The sequence below is a fragment of the Pseudomonas sp. XP2 genome, assembly GCF_053557975.1.
The window spans coordinates 104823-121143 of sequence record NZ_JBNRIK010000004.1; the positions used below are offsets into that span (position 1 = coordinate 104823).

The 16321-nt window shown below is 61.2% G+C and carries 17 protein-coding genes; 15 read left to right on the plus strand and 2 right to left on the minus strand.

The annotated features are described in order from the left end of the window. Positions 1-59: 59 nt before the first annotated feature. From ACK1VC_RS06710 to ACK1VC_RS06725, 4 genes are all read left to right on the plus strand, one after another. On the plus strand, positions 60-512 hold the full coding sequence (locus tag ACK1VC_RS06710) for a helix-turn-helix domain-containing protein (protein WP_191087620.1): 453 nt from the start codon (positions 60-62) through the stop codon (positions 510-512). A gap of 146 nt (positions 513-658) precedes the next feature. Continuing rightward, the gene (locus ACK1VC_RS06715) at positions 659-1582 is read left to right on the plus strand and encodes a LysR substrate-binding domain-containing protein (RefSeq protein WP_191087619.1); all 924 of its coding nucleotides are present in this window, start codon (positions 659-661) and stop codon (positions 1580-1582) included. Between the two features lie 167 nt (positions 1583-1749). Further along, on the plus strand, positions 1750-2676 hold the full coding sequence (locus ACK1VC_RS06720) for a LysR substrate-binding domain-containing protein (protein WP_191087618.1): 927 nt from the start codon (positions 1750-1752) through the stop codon (positions 2674-2676). Further along, entirely contained in the window at positions 2669-3028 is a 360-nt protein-coding gene (locus tag ACK1VC_RS06725; RefSeq protein WP_016486459.1) for an MmcQ/YjbR family DNA-binding protein, read from the plus strand. Before ACK1VC_RS06720 ends, ACK1VC_RS06725 begins: the two co-directional genes overlap by 8 nt. A gap of 58 nt (positions 3029-3086) precedes the next feature. On the opposite strand, the gene ACK1VC_RS06730 is transcribed toward ACK1VC_RS06725, so the two are convergent. Together ACK1VC_RS06730 and ACK1VC_RS06735 are read right to left on the minus strand one after the other, a co-directional pair. Further along, on the minus strand, positions 3087-3500 hold the full coding sequence (locus ACK1VC_RS06730) for a DUF1294 domain-containing protein (protein WP_016486458.1): 414 nt from the start codon (positions 3498-3500) through the stop codon (positions 3087-3089). Continuing rightward, complete coding sequence (locus tag ACK1VC_RS06735; RefSeq protein WP_031312576.1) at positions 3493-4323, minus strand: undecaprenyl-diphosphate phosphatase; 831 nt, start codon at positions 4321-4323, stop codon at positions 3493-3495. Before ACK1VC_RS06735 ends, ACK1VC_RS06730 begins: the two co-directional genes overlap by 8 nt. A gap of 300 nt (positions 4324-4623) precedes the next feature. Here ACK1VC_RS06735 and mcpP point away from each other — a divergent pair, with 300 nt between their 5' ends. The 11 genes from mcpP to ACK1VC_RS06790 all read left to right on the plus strand — a co-directional run. After that, positions 4624-6258 (plus strand): methyl-accepting chemotaxis protein McpP, encoded by a 1635-nt coding sequence (mcpP, locus tag ACK1VC_RS06740; protein WP_016486456.1) that lies wholly within the window; start codon positions 4624-4626, stop codon positions 6256-6258. 113 nt (positions 6259-6371) lie between these two features. After that, positions 6372-6938 (plus strand): nicotinamide riboside transporter PnuC, encoded by a 567-nt coding sequence (pnuC, locus tag ACK1VC_RS06745; RefSeq protein ID WP_191087617.1) that lies wholly within the window; start codon positions 6372-6374, stop codon positions 6936-6938. After that, positions 6935-7504 carry an AAA family ATPase gene (locus ACK1VC_RS06750; RefSeq protein WP_016486454.1) on the plus strand — a complete coding sequence of 190 codons (570 nt, stop codon included), beginning with the start codon at positions 6935-6937 and terminating at the stop codon, positions 7502-7504. The genes pnuC and ACK1VC_RS06750 overlap by 4 nt, the downstream gene beginning before the upstream one ends. A gap of 297 nt (positions 7505-7801) precedes the next feature. Then, positions 7802-8242 (plus strand): hypothetical protein, encoded by a 441-nt coding sequence (locus tag ACK1VC_RS06755; protein WP_016486453.1) that lies wholly within the window; start codon positions 7802-7804, stop codon positions 8240-8242. A gap of 1 nt (position 8243) precedes the next feature. Next, positions 8244-8822, plus strand: coding sequence for a hypothetical protein (locus ACK1VC_RS06760; RefSeq protein ID WP_016486452.1), 579 nt, complete (start codon positions 8244-8246; stop codon positions 8820-8822). 50 nt (positions 8823-8872) lie between these two features. Continuing rightward, a complete protein-coding gene (locus tag ACK1VC_RS06765) occupies positions 8873-10324 on the plus strand; it encodes a hypothetical protein (RefSeq protein ID WP_016486451.1) in 1452 nt (483 codons plus the stop codon). Between the two features lie 61 nt (positions 10325-10385). Then, positions 10386-11066 (plus strand): C39 family peptidase, encoded by a 681-nt coding sequence (locus tag ACK1VC_RS06770; RefSeq protein WP_016486450.1) that lies wholly within the window; start codon positions 10386-10388, stop codon positions 11064-11066. A gap of 45 nt (positions 11067-11111) precedes the next feature. Further along, entirely contained in the window at positions 11112-11864 is a 753-nt protein-coding gene (locus ACK1VC_RS06775) for a hypothetical protein (protein ID WP_016486449.1), read from the plus strand. A 46-nt stretch (positions 11865-11910) separates the two neighbouring features. Further along, entirely contained in the window at positions 11911-13191 is a 1281-nt protein-coding gene (locus ACK1VC_RS06780) for a hypothetical protein (RefSeq protein WP_016486448.1), read from the plus strand. A gap of 136 nt (positions 13192-13327) precedes the next feature. Next, entirely contained in the window at positions 13328-15529 is a 2202-nt protein-coding gene (locus ACK1VC_RS06785) for an LTA synthase family protein (RefSeq protein ID WP_191087616.1), read from the plus strand. 95 nt (positions 15530-15624) lie between these two features. Further along, positions 15625-16321, plus strand: a 697-nt coding sequence (locus ACK1VC_RS06790) for a DUF899 domain-containing protein (protein ID WP_449117885.1), incomplete at its 3' end; no start/stop codon positions are given.

Genomic DNA, 16321 nt, shown 5'->3' on the forward strand with positions numbered 1-16321 from the left:
TAGTCATTTGCATATGACAAGGCAAATTCCGCATATCGTTGCGTTTGCCGGAAACGCTCATGTCGCTTCGCACAGCCTTTGCCGCAGCCTTGCAATTGCTTCGTACCCGCCGCGAGTCATCGCAGCAGGATTTGGCAGAGGCCGTCGACCCTAGCTACATCAGTCGTCTCGAATCGGGTGCTCGATCTGTGACGCTAGACGTTAGCCAAGACATCGCGAAGGCGCTGGGGGTGGATCCATTGACCTTGTTGACGCTCGCTTACGCTGCACATCGCGGGCAAACGCCCAAACAGGTTCTGGATCACCTTGCAAAAGACCTTGAGTCCACAGGCTTTCTCAGCAGCGAGATACCGGCCTTGCTTCCAAAAAAAACTCATCCGGTGGTGGCAGCGTCATTGGAGCTGAGAGTGCGAATCAAGGAGCTGACCGATCAGGGTCATAGTCAGGCCGAGGTGGCTAGGAGGCTGGGGATTTCAAGGCAAACCGTCAGCAATCGCCTGAAGAAGTCGTGAAGCTCAGCGTACAAGCGTCATGACTCACAGCCCAGCGGCGTAGCTGACCTTCATACCTTGATTGTGAACGGGTACAGGCCTAGGACGACTCAGGCATAATGCATGCCCTGCATGCCTCGCTCCCTATGTCCTAAGGTCGTCCGAAAGTGGCTATTGGTGAACCCCGAAATTTGAATGACCTCTTCTATTTCGCGAAGGTCGTGGAGGCCGGTGGTTTCGCTGCGGCAGGCCGCCTACTGGGCATTCCAAAGTCAAGGTTATCCCGCCGTATTGCGGAATTAGAGGAGCGGCTCAACGCTCGCCTCCTTCAACGCACAACACGTAAATTGCAGCTCACTGCTTTAGGTGAACGGTACCTGCGCCACTGCCAGGCAATGCTCTTGGAAGCAGAGCAAGCCGATGAGGTGGTTGCCAGCGCAACCAGTGAGCCACGGGGCCCGCTACGGGTGAGCAGCCCGGTCGGTTTGGCAAATCAATTCTTAAATCCACTGGTTCGTGATTTCCTCACCCGGTACCCACAAGTACAGCTCGATCTGCTGTTGGTCAATCGCCGAGTCGATTTGATCAATGAAGGTATTGATGTCGCCCTGCGCGTTCGCGAAGCCGAAGATGAGGAGCCAAATCTCGTCACCAAGCGCTTGCGTGAGGCTCGTACGGAGGTTGTGGCTTCTCCAGACTTCCTGGCCGCCCACCCTGTTTCTCACCTCAAAGAACTCATGGCTCTGCCCTTCCTGGGGGCTCTAGACTCTGATCGCCTGGCCAGAATGCGCTTGTTCAATCAGGCCGGCGAGCGTTTCGAGATAGCCATGCCTGCCCGTTTGGGTGTCGAAGACTTCATCATGCGTAAGGAAGCAGCGCTGGGTGGCCTGGGCTTCACGGTTTTGCCGTTAATGCACTGTGAGAGCGAGCTAGCCAGCGGAGAGCTTGTTCGCATGCTCCCTGATTGGCATTGCGCCCCTGCGTGGCTCCAGGCGGTCTACCCGCACAGGCGTGGAGTGTTGCCGGCTGTCAGGGCTTGGTTGGATCACCTGGCACATGCGTTCGATCGCTGTGGTGACCGGCCCCTGTAAAAGGTGATGTTGCGTCCGTAGCCAATACGTTGATTTCAGCATATGGAGAGCTCCACCAGGCTCTCCTCGTGGGCTATCCTAGTTTCAATCAATGAGCCTGATCAAAGCCTTGATTTTGATCATTCGTCAAAAGCAAAACCTTTCTAGCCCGTTGATCGATAAAGGAAATGTCGGTTTTGATCAATGGTTTCTCTAGGAAAACAGGTCACCTTTTCTACTTTGCCCGCGTGGTCGAAGCCGGCGGTTTTGCCGCCGCCGGGCGTCAATTGGGCATCCCCAAATCGCGCCTGTCGCGGCGGATTGCCGAGCTGGAAGAGCGCCTGGGCACCCGCCTGCTGCAACGCACCACACGGCAGCTGAAGCTCACTGCGGTGGGCGAACGCTACCTGCACCACTGCCAGGCCATGCTGCTAGAGGCCGAAGCCGCCGATGAAGCCGTGGCCAGCATGAGCAGCGAGCCGCGCGGGCGCTTGCGGGTGTCATGCCCGGTGGCGTTGGCGCATGCCTTTCTGCCAGATGTGATCAGCCGCTTTCTTGCCCAGTACCCGCTGGTGCAGCTGGACATGGTGCTGCTCAACCGCCGCGTCGACCTGATTTCCGAAGGCATCGACGTCGCCCTGCGCGTACGCGACCTGGGCGACGAAGACCCGGCCCTGGTGACTCGTCGCCTGCGTCAGGCGCAGATGCAACTGGTGGCCGCGCCCGGTTTCGCCGACCACATCCGCGAACCGGGTGAGCTGGCGTCACTGCCGGTACTGGGCGCCGCCGAAGCAGACCGGCTGGTGCACTTGCGCCTGCTCGGCCCGCATGGCAAACAGCATGAAATTGCCTTGGAGCCGCGCTTGGCCATAGATGATTTCGTAGTACGTAACGCCGCTGTACGGGCCGGCTTGGGGTTCACCGCGCTGCCCAGCATGTTCTGCGAAGAAGAGCTTGAGCGCGGCGAACTGGTGCGCCTGCTGCCAGACTGGTCACTGCCAGGCGGCTACCTGCAGGCGGTGTACCCGCACCGGCGCGGCGTACTGCCTGCGGTGCGGGTGTGGATTGATCACCTGGCGGCATCATTCGAGGCCTGTGGAGAGCGGTATGTCTGAAAGGAAGATGAGCGAAGCCCAGGTGGCCGCGTTTTGCCTGAGCCTTCCGGGTGCACGGGAAGACTACAAGTGGGGCGGCATCCGGGTGTTCTCGGTGGCGGGCAACAAGATGTTCGCGGTGCTCGACCTGGCGGGTGCGGGGCTGTCGTTCAAAGTGGCCGATGAGCTGTTTCTGGGCTACTGCGATCGCCCAGGGGTGCGGCCTGCGCCTTATCTGGCGCGGGCGCGGTGGATCAGCATGGCGCTGCCCTACCCCATGGGGCGTGATGAGCTGTGTGATGTGTTGCAGCGTTCGCATCAACTGGTGGTGCGGCGATTGCCCAAGCGGTTGCAGGCAGGGTTGTTGATCTAGTCAGCCTGTATCGGCCTCTTCGCGGGCAAGCCGGCGAAGAGGCCGATACAGGCAAAAATCAATTGAAAGGCAGATAACGCCCCTCAAAAAACAGCCAGTGCGCCCAGAACACCTGATGCATCAGCACAATCCCCCAGAACACCAACTGGTACGAAACCTTACGGGTTTTATGCCGGAACAACTGCTGGGCCAATAGCGCACCCGGCCACCCACCCAGCAATTCGCTGGCGTGCAGCACCTTTTCTGGGGTGCGCCAGGCCTGCGTCCGCGCCTGCTGTTTATCCTGCCAGTACAGCAACAGGCTGATGAGGCTCATTGCCGGGTACAGCGCCAACGGCCACCAGGCCTGATGGCTCCACCCCATGCGTACCGCTCCCAAGCCGGGCAACAGGCAAAGCAAGCCCAACAGCAGCAATTTCAAGCGCACGTTGCGCACGCCGTCAGCCCTTTGCCCGCGCAGCGCCTCAGCCATGTGCTGTAGACCAGTCAACCCAGCCGAACTGCCAGGTCGCCAGAATCAACAGCCCGAAAACGATGCGGTACCAGGCAAATGCCGCATAGCTGTGGTTGGCAATGAACTTGAGCAGCGCACGCACCGCGATCATGGCGAAAATGAACGAAGTCACGAACCCGATGGCAAACACCGGCAAGTCACTTGGCTGGAACAGGTCGCGGTACTTATAGCCCGAGTACACCGCCGCACCCACCATCGTCGGCATCGCCAGAAAGAACGAGAACTCGGTCGCCGCCTTGCGCGACAGGCCGAACAGCAGGCCACCGATAATGGTCGAGCCGGAGCGCGAAGTGCCCGGGATCATCGCCAGACACTGGACGAAACCGATCTTCAGCGCATCGCTCCAGCGCATGTCGTCTACATGGTCGACCTGCACGCGGTGCTCGCGACGCTCAGCCCAGAGCATGATGATGCCGCCTACCACCAGTGCCGTCGCCACGGTGACCGGGTTGAACAGGTACTCATGAATCAGGTCGGCGAACAATACGCCCAGTACCACCGCCGGCAAGAACGCCAACAGCAGGTTACCGGTGAAACGCCGTGCCTTGGGCTGGCTGGTCAGACCAGATACCACATCGAGAATCTTGCCGCGAAACGCCCACACCACTGCCAGGATCGCCGCCAGCTGAATGATGATGTTGAAAGCCATGGCCCGTTCACCGCCAAACCCTATCAAGTCGGCGACGATAATCTGGTGCCCGGTGCTGGAGATCGGCAGAAACTCCGTCAGCCCTTCTACCACGCCTAAGATGATTGCCTGAAAGGCAGTCCAAAAATCCATCATTCCCCCGGATGGAGCGCTGCCTGTTGCACGCCCCTTGTTCTTGATTTGCTTGAAGTTGCCGCACGCGGCCCGGCTGTTTTACAGCGACTGTTGGTCGCAACGCCAGTAGAAAAGTTCACGGCTGCTAAAGGTTTCATCTTGCGCGGCCGAAATCCTGACAGAGACCCTTTGCAATCGCTTTACGCGACCTGCTACAGACTCTGACAAAGATAGCACCTAGCCATTAGTCGAGTGGGGCCTTGCCGCAAAGCATGCTTGGATGCACCTCTATAAAAAGAACAATGCGGGAGCTCGTGGATGAAGACCTTGAGATCAATGTCGATCAGCCGTCGCTTGTGGCTGATCCTTGTAGTGGCAGTGGCCATGCTGGTGGTGCTGGGCCTGCTGATGCTGCGCCAGATCCACGGTGACCTGTACCAGGCCAAGGCGGAGAAGACCCGCCACGTGGTGCAGACAGCAGCCGGTGTGCTGGCCTATTACCAGGGGCTGGAGGCGGCCGGTGCACTCAGCCGCGAAGCCGCCCAGCAACAGGCGCTGCAAGTGGTGCGAGCGCTGCGCTACGACCACGACGACTATTTCTGGATCAACGACCTGGGGCCAAAGATGATCATGCATCCGGCCAACCCCAAGCTTGACGGCCAGGACCTTTCGGCCATTCGCGACCCCGACGGTTTTGCCGTGTTCAACGAGATGGTCGCACTGGCCCGCCAGCAGGGCGCCGGGCCGGTGAACTACCGCTGGCCCAAGCCGGGCGCCAGCGAGCCGGTGGCCAAGACTTCCTATATACAGCTGTTCAAGCCGTGGGGCTGGATCATCGGGTCGGGCGTATACGTCGATGACGTGCAGGCCGAGTTCGCCCGCCAGCTGCGCGACGCCTCGCTGGTCGGCGTGGGCATTGCCCTGCTGATGGCGCTGGTGGTCTTGCTGATTGCCCGCAGCATCGCCCGCCCCTTGCAGGAGGCCGTGCAGGCCATGGGCAACATCGCCAGCGGCGAGAGCGACCTGACCCGTCGCCTGGATACGCATGGCCGTGACGAAATCACCCATTTGGGTGAGCACTTCAACCGTTTCAACGGCAAGCTCCAAGGGGTGGTCGGCCAGTTGCAGGGTGCAGCCCATGCATTGGCCCAGTCCGCCGGGCACGTCGGTGACAATGCGGGGGCCGCACAACAGCGCAGTGCCCAGCAATCGCTACAGATGGACCAGGTGGCCACCGCCGTGAACGAGGTGACTTACGCGGTGCAAGACGTGGCCAAGACCGCCGAACAGGCCGCCGGCGAAATGCGCACTGCCCAGCAGCAGGTGACGCACGGCCAACAGGCCATCCACGGCAGCCTGGCACAGATCGATCGACTGTCGCTGACCATTGATCAGGCCGTTCAGGTAATCCGCGACCTGGCCGGGCACAGCACGCGCATTGGCGGCGTGCTGGATGTCATCCGTTCCATCGCCGAACAAACCAACCTGCTGGCGCTGAACGCGGCCATCGAGGCCGCGCGGGCCGGCGAGCAAGGCCGCGGCTTTGCCGTGGTCGCCGACGAGGTGCGCCTGCTGGCCCAGCGCACCGCGCAGTCGACGGCCGAGATCCATACCATGATCGCGCACCTGCAAAGCCAGTCGGACGCGGCGGTCAAGGCGATCGACACCAGCAGCGAAGCCTCGCGCCAGACCGTGGAGCAAGCCCGCGAGGCCGGCGCCAGCCTGGATGCCATCAACCAGGCGCTGAACAACCTCACCGCCTTGAATGCGTCCATTGCCAGCGCCACCTTGCAGCAGGCGCATGTGGTCGAGGAGATCAACCGCAACGTGCTGGATACCGCCGGTTTGTCCCAGCAGACTGCCGATGCGGCGCGGCAGTCCAGTGATGCCGGAGTGGCGTTGGGGCAGTTGAGCGAGGAACTGGAACAATTGCTGCGCCAGTTCCGGGTCTGACCTTCAGATTGCCGGGGGCGCTTTGCGGCCCCGGCCACCTGACGCCCTACACCTTCCCCAGCCGAACCGCTACAATCGCGCCCTTCCCTCGATAGACTCTCCAAGGATCGCCGATGTCCGGCCTTGAACTCATCGCCGCCGTCCTCGGCGTTACCGCTGTCTGGCTAACCGTCAAGCAGAACGCCTGGTGCTGGCCGATCGGGCTGGTCATGGTGCTGATCTATGGCTGGCTGTTCTTCGAAGTCAAGCTGTATTCGGGCATGCTCCTGCAACTGGCCTACGCCATCCTGCAACTGTACGGTTGGTGGCAATGGAAGCGCCCCGGCCATGCTGAAGATGCCCGCCAGGTCTCCCGCCTGCAACGCCCTGCACTGCTCAGTGGCCTGGCTGCCGGGCTGCTGTTGAGCGCAGCCCTGGGTGCAGCCATGGCCAACTGGACTGATGCCGCCCTGCCCTGGCTCGACGCCGCCCTCACCGGCTTCAGCCTGGTAGCGCAACTGTGGATGGCCCAGAAGCGCCTGCAATGCTGGCCGCTGTGGGTGGTGGTGGACATCGTCTATGTGGGCCAGTACCTGCACCAGCAGCTGTATTTCACTGCGGGCTTCTTCGCCGTGCTTACCCTGATCGCCGTGCGCGGCTGGCTGGAATGGCGTCGGGATCCGGCGTTGGTACAGGCATGAACGCAGAGCAGCCCATGAAGGTCCTGGTACTGTGCGGCCCCGAATCCAGTGGCAAGAGCTGGCTCAGTGGTGTGATTCAGGCGCATTTCGGCGGCGTGGTGGTGCCCGAGTACGTGCGCCACTTCATCGACCAAGAGTGCCGCGATACCTGCTACGCCGATATCCCCACCATCGCCCGGGGCCAGCTGGCCTGGGAGGACCGGGCCCGCGAGCAGGCCCCGCCACTGCTGATCCTTGACACTCACCTGCTCAGCAACATGCTCTGGAGCCACGCCTTGTTCGATGACTGCCCGCCCTGGCTGGAACAGGCACTGCTTGCCCGGCGTTACGACCTGCACCTGCTGCTGAGCCCACAAGGCGTGGACTGGGTTGCCGATGGCCAGCGTAGCCAGCCCGATCTCAACGACCGCCAACGCTTTTTCAACGACAGCCTGGCTTGGCTCAAGCGGCACCACCAGCCACACCAGATACTTGAAGGCAATTGGCCACAGCGCCAATTGCTGGCCCTGCAAGCGGTTGCTACACTGCTTAATAGCGATACGCCAGCATGCCCGACCGAGTGTTAAGCGTCTGAGACACACCGGTGGGGCAAAGCCCCCGAAAATGCGGGGTCTGCCCCCGCATCGGGGTCACTGTCAAGCCAGTGAAACACCCCTGCAAAAACCCTTCCAGTCAAAGCCACTGCTGGCTTGGCCAGCAATCCCCCGGGCTATCTGTATCAACCCTGAGACAGAATACGCCGCAGATTCTCAGCCCTTTGCTTTAACCCATTGATCTGCAAACGCTTCTCAAAAGCGGCACACCTTCTGCTCTGTTGTTCGCATCGCTGAACAGGGCCAGCGCACAAAGAAGGAGTTGCCGTCGTGAGGAAGAGTGACAAACGCCTCTATCACCTGGTACTGCTGGGTTGTGTATTCGGGTCACTGAGCCTGACGGCCCAGGCGGACAACGGGATCATCATCATCAAGCGCGATGTGCAGGTGCGCAATGCGACGATACCGCCCCTGATCCCTGACCCGAGCCCTACTACAGTCAATGCCAACCCTTCTGCCTACGTGCTCAAGCAGACCAACGAGCTGAGTGATGGCGATTTCGCCAGCATCAGCAGTGGCGCAGGCATCAGCAACATGATCACCCAGCAAACCAACAACCTGGGTGGCCACCTCGGCAATCAGAACCAACTGCCCAACCTGTCGGGTGGGCGCGGCACCGGGGGATCGGGCAACGGGATCGCGAACATGGTCAACTCAAGTGTTCAGCGCGGGCTCGCTCCGTTGCAGATCCTGACAGGCGGGGGCAAGTGAGATGAAGCACATGCTGCTGATTCTGGCCACCCTGTGCAGCGCGCCAGCCCTCGCCCAGTCCCTGGTTCCCGTCATCAACAACGCCGACATCGACGATTCCGGCAGCCGCTATCAGGGCAACCTCTCTGTCAACCAGGCCGCGGGTGACAAGCAGCAACAGGTCAATGCCCGCGCCATCGCCGTCGGGCCGCAAGCGAACGCCAGCACACAGATCCGGCAACGGCTCAACACGCCGGCTGACCCTGCGATGGATGCCCGCTCAACCATTCAAGGCAACGCATTCAGCAACGGCAGTGGCGCACTGGGTGTCAACCAGAGCGCCGGTGCCAATACCCAGCAAGCCAATGCCCTGAGCATCAGCCTCAGCGCTCAACCGCAAAGCATCGACGACAGCGTCCTCATGCAGCAGAACGTGGCGCTGCTCAACAACTCCGATCCAGCTGACACCGCACTCGGCCATCGCCAGGTCACCACCAGTGACCAGGCATTCACCGGTAGCCGTGGGGTGATCCAGCTGAATCAGAGTGCCGGGGTGGGAAACCGAATGGCCAACACCTTGAGCATCCGGGTCGCGGATTGACCCAATCAGTTAAGAACAACACTTAACCTAATAAAGTACGGAGAATCACCATGAAACCCTCGATGGCAATCAAGCCTCTGGTGTTCGCAATTGCTGCGGTCATGGCTGTTGCTGTACAAGCTGGACAAAACGATCGGCGCAACGACCACCACAACGGCCACAATAACAATGGTCAGCACACGCCTCCACCCACCAAGATCCCTGTGTATGCAACGGCCAATGCCTGGGATACCCAAAGCAGCACCAACAATCGCATCAGCAATCAAGGCACCATCAACGAAGCCGAGATGAGTGACTCGGGCACAGGCTCCAGCGGCAACGTTGGTATCAACGTCGCCGCCGGTAACGGCAACCAGCAAGACAACGCCGCTGCCATCGCCAATGCCGGCTCCGAGTCGAGCCTGGACAACAGCTTCGTGTTCGGCATGGCCAATGCCACTGCCGACGTTGAGCAAACCAGCAGAAACAACCGGGTCGACAACTATTCGACCCAGTCTTCGGCTGTGATGAGCGGCTCGGCCAGCGGGGCTGAGGGCAACATCGGCATCAACATTGCCGGTGGCGACCTCAACCAACAGAAAAACACCATGGCCATCGCCAACACGGGTGCCCCACTGGGTAACGCCACTGCCACTGCTTCCGCCAACCAGGACGGCCCAGGCCTGACTGTGAACAACAGCGCAGACCGCACCTACCGGGTTGATACGATTACCATCACCACTTCGGCAAGCGGTTCGAGCTCGCGCGATGGCACGTTCAACTCGACCGACGACCGCAGCTCGTCGTCGAGCTTCAGCGTGGCCGGCTCGCAAAGCGCCAGCTCCAGCGGCTCCAGTGGCTGGAACTCCAGCGGCTCGGCATCCAGCAATGCCAGCGGGTCCAACAGTTCGACCGCAAGCGGCTCTAACAGCTGGGGTGCCAGCGGCTCTGCCAGCGGTAGCAACAGCTCGTCGAGCAGCGCCAACCTGAACGCTTCGCTGGATGCAGCAGCCAACGCTACGCGTACCCTTACCACCGATGATGGCCGTCGCGAGCGCACCCGCTCCAGCAGCTTCGATGGTTCGCTGAATGCGTCGCTGGACGTATCGGTCGACAAGTCGCACGAAAGTGCATACGACTCGTCGTTCGAGAAAGCATTCGACTCCAACTACGACAAGTCGCATCAATCGTCGTACGACAAGTCCAAGGACTCTTCGTACACCAAGTCGCACGACTCTTCGTACGAGAATGCTTCGGCGTCTGACTTCTCGAAGTCTGGCGAAAAATCGAAACAATCCTCGAACGACGTTTCGAAGAGCTACAGCGAAAGCAGTGCTTACGACTTGAGCAATACCGTGTCCTTCCAAGTGCTGACCCCGACCGGCTGGGCCAACCCTGTTACCAATACTGCAACCCTTAGCGGTTCGGTGAACGGTGGCAGCGGCAACCTGGGCGTGAACGTGGCGGCCGGTGTGGGCAACCAGCAGAGCAACTCGCTGGCCATCTCCAACACCTCGTTCTAAACGCTGCGCTTGAGGCCCCCTCCGGGGGGCCTTTCTCCAACACACCGTAAGGCACCCGATCATGCGTATTTTCGCCTTGGCGTTTTTGCTGTGCCTGGCCAGCGTGAGCGAAGCTGCACAAATGCCGCTGTCCGTCCTGCCGGGCGGCGCCGTGGTGTTCAAGCCTCTCCAGAGCGTGCGCGAACGCAAATTCGCCGACCTGGTGCAACAAAAAACCGACTTCAGCTGCGGCGCCGCCGCGCTGGCCACCATTCTGCGCCAGGCCTACTGGCTGGATGTGGACGAACATCAGATCATCGAAGGCATGCTGGCCCACGCCGACCAGAACCTGGTGCGCACGCAAGGCTTCTCGATGCTCGACATGAAACGCTACGTCGAAAGCCTGGGCATGCGTGCCCGCGGTTACCGCGTGGCACCCGACACCCTGCACAGCGTGCGCATCCCGGTCGTGGTGCTGATGGATGTGCGTGGCTACAAGCACTTCGTGGTCATGCAGAAGGTCGACAAAGGCTGGGTCTACATCGGTGACCCGGTACTGGGCCACAAACGCTACAAAGTCGAAGACTTCCTCAAGGGCTGGAACGGCATCATCTTCGCCGTGATCGGTCAGGGTTACGACAAGAACAACATCCTGCTCGACCCGCCCCTGCCCCTGACCGCCAAGGGCCGGGTGGACACCTTCACCCCGGTGAAGGACAACGAGCTGCTGGACTTCGGCTTCATCAAAAGCGACTTCTTCTAACGACTGTTCTAATGACAAGGAGCATGATGCTCCAGGGAGCATTTCATGAAGACTTCATTGTGGCTGGCCATGGCCTGCCTGGCTGCCAGCTTGCCAAGCCACGCCGAGGCGTTGAAACCCATTGAACTGAAGGACCAGGAGTTGGCAAACCTGCGTGGCCGCTATGTGATGCCGGGGCGGATCGTCAGCTTCGGCATCGTCATGAGCAGCACCTGGCAAAACGCCAAGGGCGATGTGATCGGGGCGACCTCCACGCTTCAAGTTCAGCAATCGACCATCAAGCCCCAGTTCTATGTATCGATGATTGATGAAAAAGGTACAGGTACTGCCTCGACCAGTGCGCCCTCTGCCGGGACTGGCGTGGTCACCGGCGGCAATGGCCTTGCTACTACCGAGGGTGTGACCCAGGTGGTACGTGCGGCCGGCGACAACAACACGGCCTACAACAACGTCGATATCAACGTTACCAAGGCCAACCAGGCCCCCGCCGTGCAACAGCAAGGCCAGGTGCTGGCCGCCGGCCAGACCCTGCTCGGGGAAAACGGCGCCGGCTCGCTCAGCGTGTCTTCAAGCGGCGTAGGTGTGCAGCTCAACATCAATGCCAGCAACAACCAGGGCAGCAGCGTGCAGCGCCTGGCCCAGGGGGGGCTGATGCAGAATTCGACTTTGCTCGGCAACGGCAACCGGGTCAACAACATGACATCGTTGAATGTCGTCATGCGCGAGAACGTGCCGACAGCGGCTTCGCTCAATGGCAGCCTTGACCAGCTCAAAGGTCTTCGCACTTTCGGATACTGATCTACGCTCAGTCTCATCAAAAGTAGTTGGAAGGGACGGCAACTCCATGTACCGATCTTTAACGCTCAGAGCTTTTGTGTGTTTGACTACCCTGGCCCCCGCCACCGCACTCTACGCAGCCGCCGATCCACAAGTGGAAGCGCTGAAACAGGAACTGATCGAGCTCAAACGCCGCTACGAGGCCCAGCAACAGGCACTGATGGTACTTGAACAGCGGGTGCGCCAGGTCGAGGAGGCCCCGGCAGCGGCGCCGCCCAAGCGCCTGGTCAAGTCCCCCGCCGAAGGGGTCAAAGGCGCGCAGACCGTCGCGTCAGGCACACCGGGGGCCACAGGCAGCTCCTACGGTCAGGCGCTGACGGCCGATTCCGAACCGGCGCAAAGCGTTTCCAACCTGTATGACGAAGCCAGCGGATTCTTTGGCGGAGGCAAGTTCAGCTTCGAAACGGGTGTTACCTATACCCATTACGATACCCGTGCGCTGACGCTCAATGGCTTCCTGGCGCTGGATTCGATCTTCCTCGGCAGCATCAACCTTGACCGGATCAAGGCCGACAACTGGACCCTGGACATGACCGCGCGCTACAACCTGGCGCAGCGCTGGCAGTTCGACATAAACGTCCCCGTGGTGTACCGCGAATCAACTTACTCTTCCGGCGGTGCGGGAGGCGCCGGGGCCAGTACCTCCGATGCAACCGTCACGCGCGACCCGGAAATCGGCGACATCAACGTTGGCGTGGCCTATAAGTTCCTCGACGAGGACGAAACCTGGCCTGACGCCGTTGCCACCCTGAGGGTCAAGGCGCCGACCGGCAAGGACCCCTATGGCATCAAGCTGCGCGAAGTGGACGGCAACAGCAACCTGTCCGTCCCGGACAGCCTGCCGACCGGCAACGGCGTGTGGTCGATCACGCCAGGCATCTCGCTGGTCAAGACCTTCGACCCGGCGGTGCTGTTCGGCAGCCTCTCGTACACCTACAACATGCAGGACTCGTTCAGCGACATCAGCCCGCAGGTCAACAGCAAGGTGCCGGGTGACGTGAAGCTGGGCGACTCCTGGCAAATTGGCGGCGGTATCGCTTTTGCCCTGAACGAGAAGATGAGCATGTCGTTCTCGGTGTCTGACCAGTTTGCCCGCAAAAGCAAGATCAAGCCGGACGGTGGCGACTGGCAGTCGATCTCCAACAGTGACTACAACGCCGCCAACTTCAACATCGGCCTGACCTTCGCCGCCACCAACAACCTGACCATCGTACCCAACCTGTCCATTGGTCTGACCGACGATGCCCCCGACTTTTCCTTCAGCCTGAAATTCCCTTACTACTTCTGAGGCTTGCCCTCGGCCAGGCCCGCGCTAGCGGGCCCGGCTTTTGGTTACCAGCCTTGTAGCAAACCGCTTTCCCTTCCCCGGCCTGTTATCATCCAGCACAGATGCATGACGATTTAATGGCAAAAGGGAAGTTTTTGTGAAGAACCTGTCAGACCACCCGCGTACCCGGCTTGCCGCGTTGGCAGCCTTGGTACTGGTGATCCCACTGGGTACGCGCGCCATGCTGGGCTGGTCCAACCCGCTCGGCTACCTGTCCGACCTCGCCCTCGGCAGCCTGCTGGTATTGCTGCTGCACCGTCGGCCATGGTGGCTGGCCCTGCCGGTGCTGCTGGCCTGGGCAGCGCTGTGGGTGGCTTCGGCCGAACTGGTTAGCGCGGTAGGCCGGCTGCCAACCAGCGCCGACCTGACCTACCTGGTCGACCCGCAATTCATGGAAAATTCGACAGGTGGCGGCCTGGCGCACCCCTGGCTGCCCCTGACCCTTACTGCCGGCCTTCTGGGCTGGCTGGTCACCGTCTGGCGCGGCCGTACCCAACGCAGCATGCCGCTGCCCCGCAAGGCATGGGCCATTCCAGTGCTGCTGTTCGGTGCTCACTGGGGCAGCCAGCAGTTGGCACCCACCGACGCCGACCAGTGGCGGCAGTACAACCTCACTCACCAACTGATGTCAGCCGGTGTCGGCAGCCTGGAGCGCACGGTCGAAGGCTGGATGGGCCACACGCAAACCTTCACACCGCTGGCCAGCAGTGGCCTGACCCAATCCGACCTGAACGGGCAGCGGCTACTGGCCGGGCCAGGCAGCGCTCGCAACCTGCTGGTCATCACGGTGGAAGGTATCCCCGGCGCCTACCTGCGGCCCAACCGCCAGGCCCTGCGCAGCCGCTTCGACGAAGACCTGATGCCCAAGCTCAGCCAATGGGCCGAGCGCGGCATGAACACCCCGGACTACGTGCTGCATACCCACCAGACCATCCGCGGCCTGTACGCGATGCTGTGTGGTGATTACGACAAGCTGGCCAACGGCACGCCCAAAGGCGTAGAGCTGCTGACCCAGAACGAACGCAACCAGGCCTGCCTGCCAGCGCAACTGCGCCAGGCTGGCTTCACCACCCACTACCTGCAAGGTGCCGGCCTGCGCTTCATGGCCAAGGACCGCATCATGCCGCATATCGGTTTCGACTCGGTGCATGGCCTGGAGTGGTTCCGCAACAAGAACTATCTGGACTTCCCGTGGGGCAAGGATGACCGGGCGTTTTTCGAAGGGGCGCTGGACTATGTCGGCCAATTGCAGAAACAGGACAAGCCATGGATGCTGACCCTGCTCACGGTGGGTACCCACCAGCCTTACTCCGCCCCAGCCGAGTACCTTGAGCGCTATGCCACGCCAAAACAGGCAGCGGTTGCCTACCTGGACGACGCGCTGGGGGCTTTCCTCGACAACCTCGAACGCCAAGGCGTGCTAAAAGACACCCTGGTGGTAGTGACCTCCGACGAGTCCCATGGCATCGACGGCGTGCGCCTGGCGTCGTCCTGGGGCTTCAACCTCACCCTGGCGCCAGAGCAGGCGCAGTTGCCGCCTGTCAAACGCGGCACCTACGGCCATATCGATATGGCCACTTCCCTGCTCGACTACTTTGCGCTGCCTATCCCCATGGCGCTTGGCGGCCGTTCGCTGTACCGCGACTACGACACAGGCCGCGAGATGATTTCTTACACCAACGGCATGCTGCGCTACCACGACGGGCAGGGCGTCTTCACCGAGTGTGACTTCCAGCAACGCTGCCGGCGTTACGCCAGCGAGGGTTTCATTGCCGACCAGGCCCGCTACCTGGGCCAGGGTGACAGCTTGCTGGGCCAGCAGATCGGCGCCCTGGCCGGGGTGCTCGACCAGTCACTGCTGCAAACCCCGCTCAACCTGCGTTACCAGTTCGGCGGCCCTTCGCCGATCAAGTTGCGCAAGCGCATTCACGATGACTGGGCCGATAACCTGATCGGCGCCCAGTACCTGGAAATGCCGGGAGGCTCTTATACCCGCGTGCGGGTCAAGGTGCGCTCGCTGGACCCCAAGCGTGTGGCCTACATCCAGCTCAAGGCCAAGCAACTGGAACAGGACGTACCGCTGGGCTTGCCTGCTGAACTGAGGGTCACCGCCGACGAACCCCTGGAAATGGAGTTCAGCTTTGACAACCCGACCGAGCGCAAAGCGTTTTCCTTTCACTTGCTAGGCTACGGCGGCGGCAAGGTTGAAGTCAGCGACTTCAGCGTGATCACCGCGCTGCCCGGCGAAGATGACGCAGAAGATGAACTGGCCGAGGGGCATATCGCCCATTCGGGCTGAGCGACGTACCGCTCATCGCATGGCCACCGGTGCCTGTCGAATAGAACAGAGCGTGCTCGTCTAGTGTGTGAATCCCCCAGCGTGGAGACAGCACCATGAGCACAAGCCAAAGCAGGCATCCGGTGGCTTCCCGTAGCCAGTGGCTGGCGGCCCGCCAGCAACTGTGGCTGCACGAAAAAGCCTTTACCCATCACCGCGACGCCTTGGCAGCAGCCCGTCGCGCCCTGCCCTGGGTCAGGGTCGAGCACGACTATCAGTTCCAGGGGCCGGACGGCGAACTGAGCCTGGCCGACCTGTTTGCGGGGCGCAGCCAGCTGTTGCTTTACCACTTCATGTTCGCCGAGGGCTGGAGCGAAGGCTGCCCCGGCTGCTCGTTCCTGGCCGACCATTTTGACGGTGCCAACCTGCACCTTGCTCACCACGATGTGTCGCTGGTGGCGGTATCGCGAGCGCCGTATGCCGAGTTTCAGGCGTTCCGTCGGCGCATGGGCTGGCAGTTTCTCTGGTACTCGTCACAGGGCAGTGGTTTCAACGAGGACTTTGGCGTCAGTGTCGGCAGCGAGGGTGAACGGCAGTACAACTATGCGCCGTATGACGGCAGTGAAAGCGAACTGCCCGGCTTGAGTGCGTTTTACCGCGAACGGGACGGCAGCGTGTACCACACCTACTCCACCTACGCCCGCGGGTTGGACATTCTGGTCAACACGTACAACTTCCTGGACATTGCGCCACTGGGGCGCAACGAAAGCGGGACCATGGACTGGGTGCGGCACCATGACCGCTATGAAGGGC

Excerpts from the sequence above, each read along its gene's own strand:
- ACK1VC_RS06750 (WP_016486454.1), top strand. The coding sequence starts at position 6,935 with ATGAACGCAGAGCAGCCCATGAAGGTCCTGGTACTGTGCGGCCCCGAA.
- ACK1VC_RS06710 (WP_191087620.1), top strand. The coding sequence starts at position 60 with ATGTCGCTTCGCACAGCCTTTGCCGCAGCCTTGCAATTGCTTCGTACC.
- ACK1VC_RS06725 (WP_016486459.1), top strand. The coding sequence starts at position 2,669 with ATGTCTGAAAGGAAGATGAGCGAAGCCCAGGTGGCCGCGTTTTGCCTG.
- pnuC (WP_191087617.1), top strand. The coding sequence starts at position 6,372 with ATGTCCGGCCTTGAACTCATCGCCGCCGTCCTCGGCGTTACCGCTGTC.
- ACK1VC_RS06730 (WP_016486458.1), bottom strand. The coding sequence starts at position 3,500 with ATGGCTGAGGCGCTGCGCGGGCAAAGGGCTGACGGCGTGCGCAACGTG.
- ACK1VC_RS06775 (WP_016486449.1), top strand. The coding sequence starts at position 11,112 with ATGAAGACTTCATTGTGGCTGGCCATGGCCTGCCTGGCTGCCAGCTTG.
- ACK1VC_RS06720 (WP_191087618.1), top strand. The coding sequence starts at position 1,750 with ATGTCGGTTTTGATCAATGGTTTCTCTAGGAAAACAGGTCACCTTTTC.
- ACK1VC_RS06770 (WP_016486450.1), top strand. The coding sequence starts at position 10,386 with ATGCGTATTTTCGCCTTGGCGTTTTTGCTGTGCCTGGCCAGCGTGAGC.
- ACK1VC_RS06735 (WP_031312576.1), bottom strand. The coding sequence starts at position 4,323 with ATGGATTTTTGGACTGCCTTTCAGGCAATCATCTTAGGCGTGGTAGAA.
- mcpP (WP_016486456.1), top strand. The coding sequence starts at position 4,624 with ATGAAGACCTTGAGATCAATGTCGATCAGCCGTCGCTTGTGGCTGATC.
- ACK1VC_RS06780 (WP_016486448.1), top strand. The coding sequence starts at position 11,911 with ATGTACCGATCTTTAACGCTCAGAGCTTTTGTGTGTTTGACTACCCTG.
- ACK1VC_RS06765 (WP_016486451.1), top strand. The coding sequence starts at position 8,873 with ATGAAACCCTCGATGGCAATCAAGCCTCTGGTGTTCGCAATTGCTGCG.
- ACK1VC_RS06760 (WP_016486452.1), top strand. The coding sequence starts at position 8,244 with ATGAAGCACATGCTGCTGATTCTGGCCACCCTGTGCAGCGCGCCAGCC.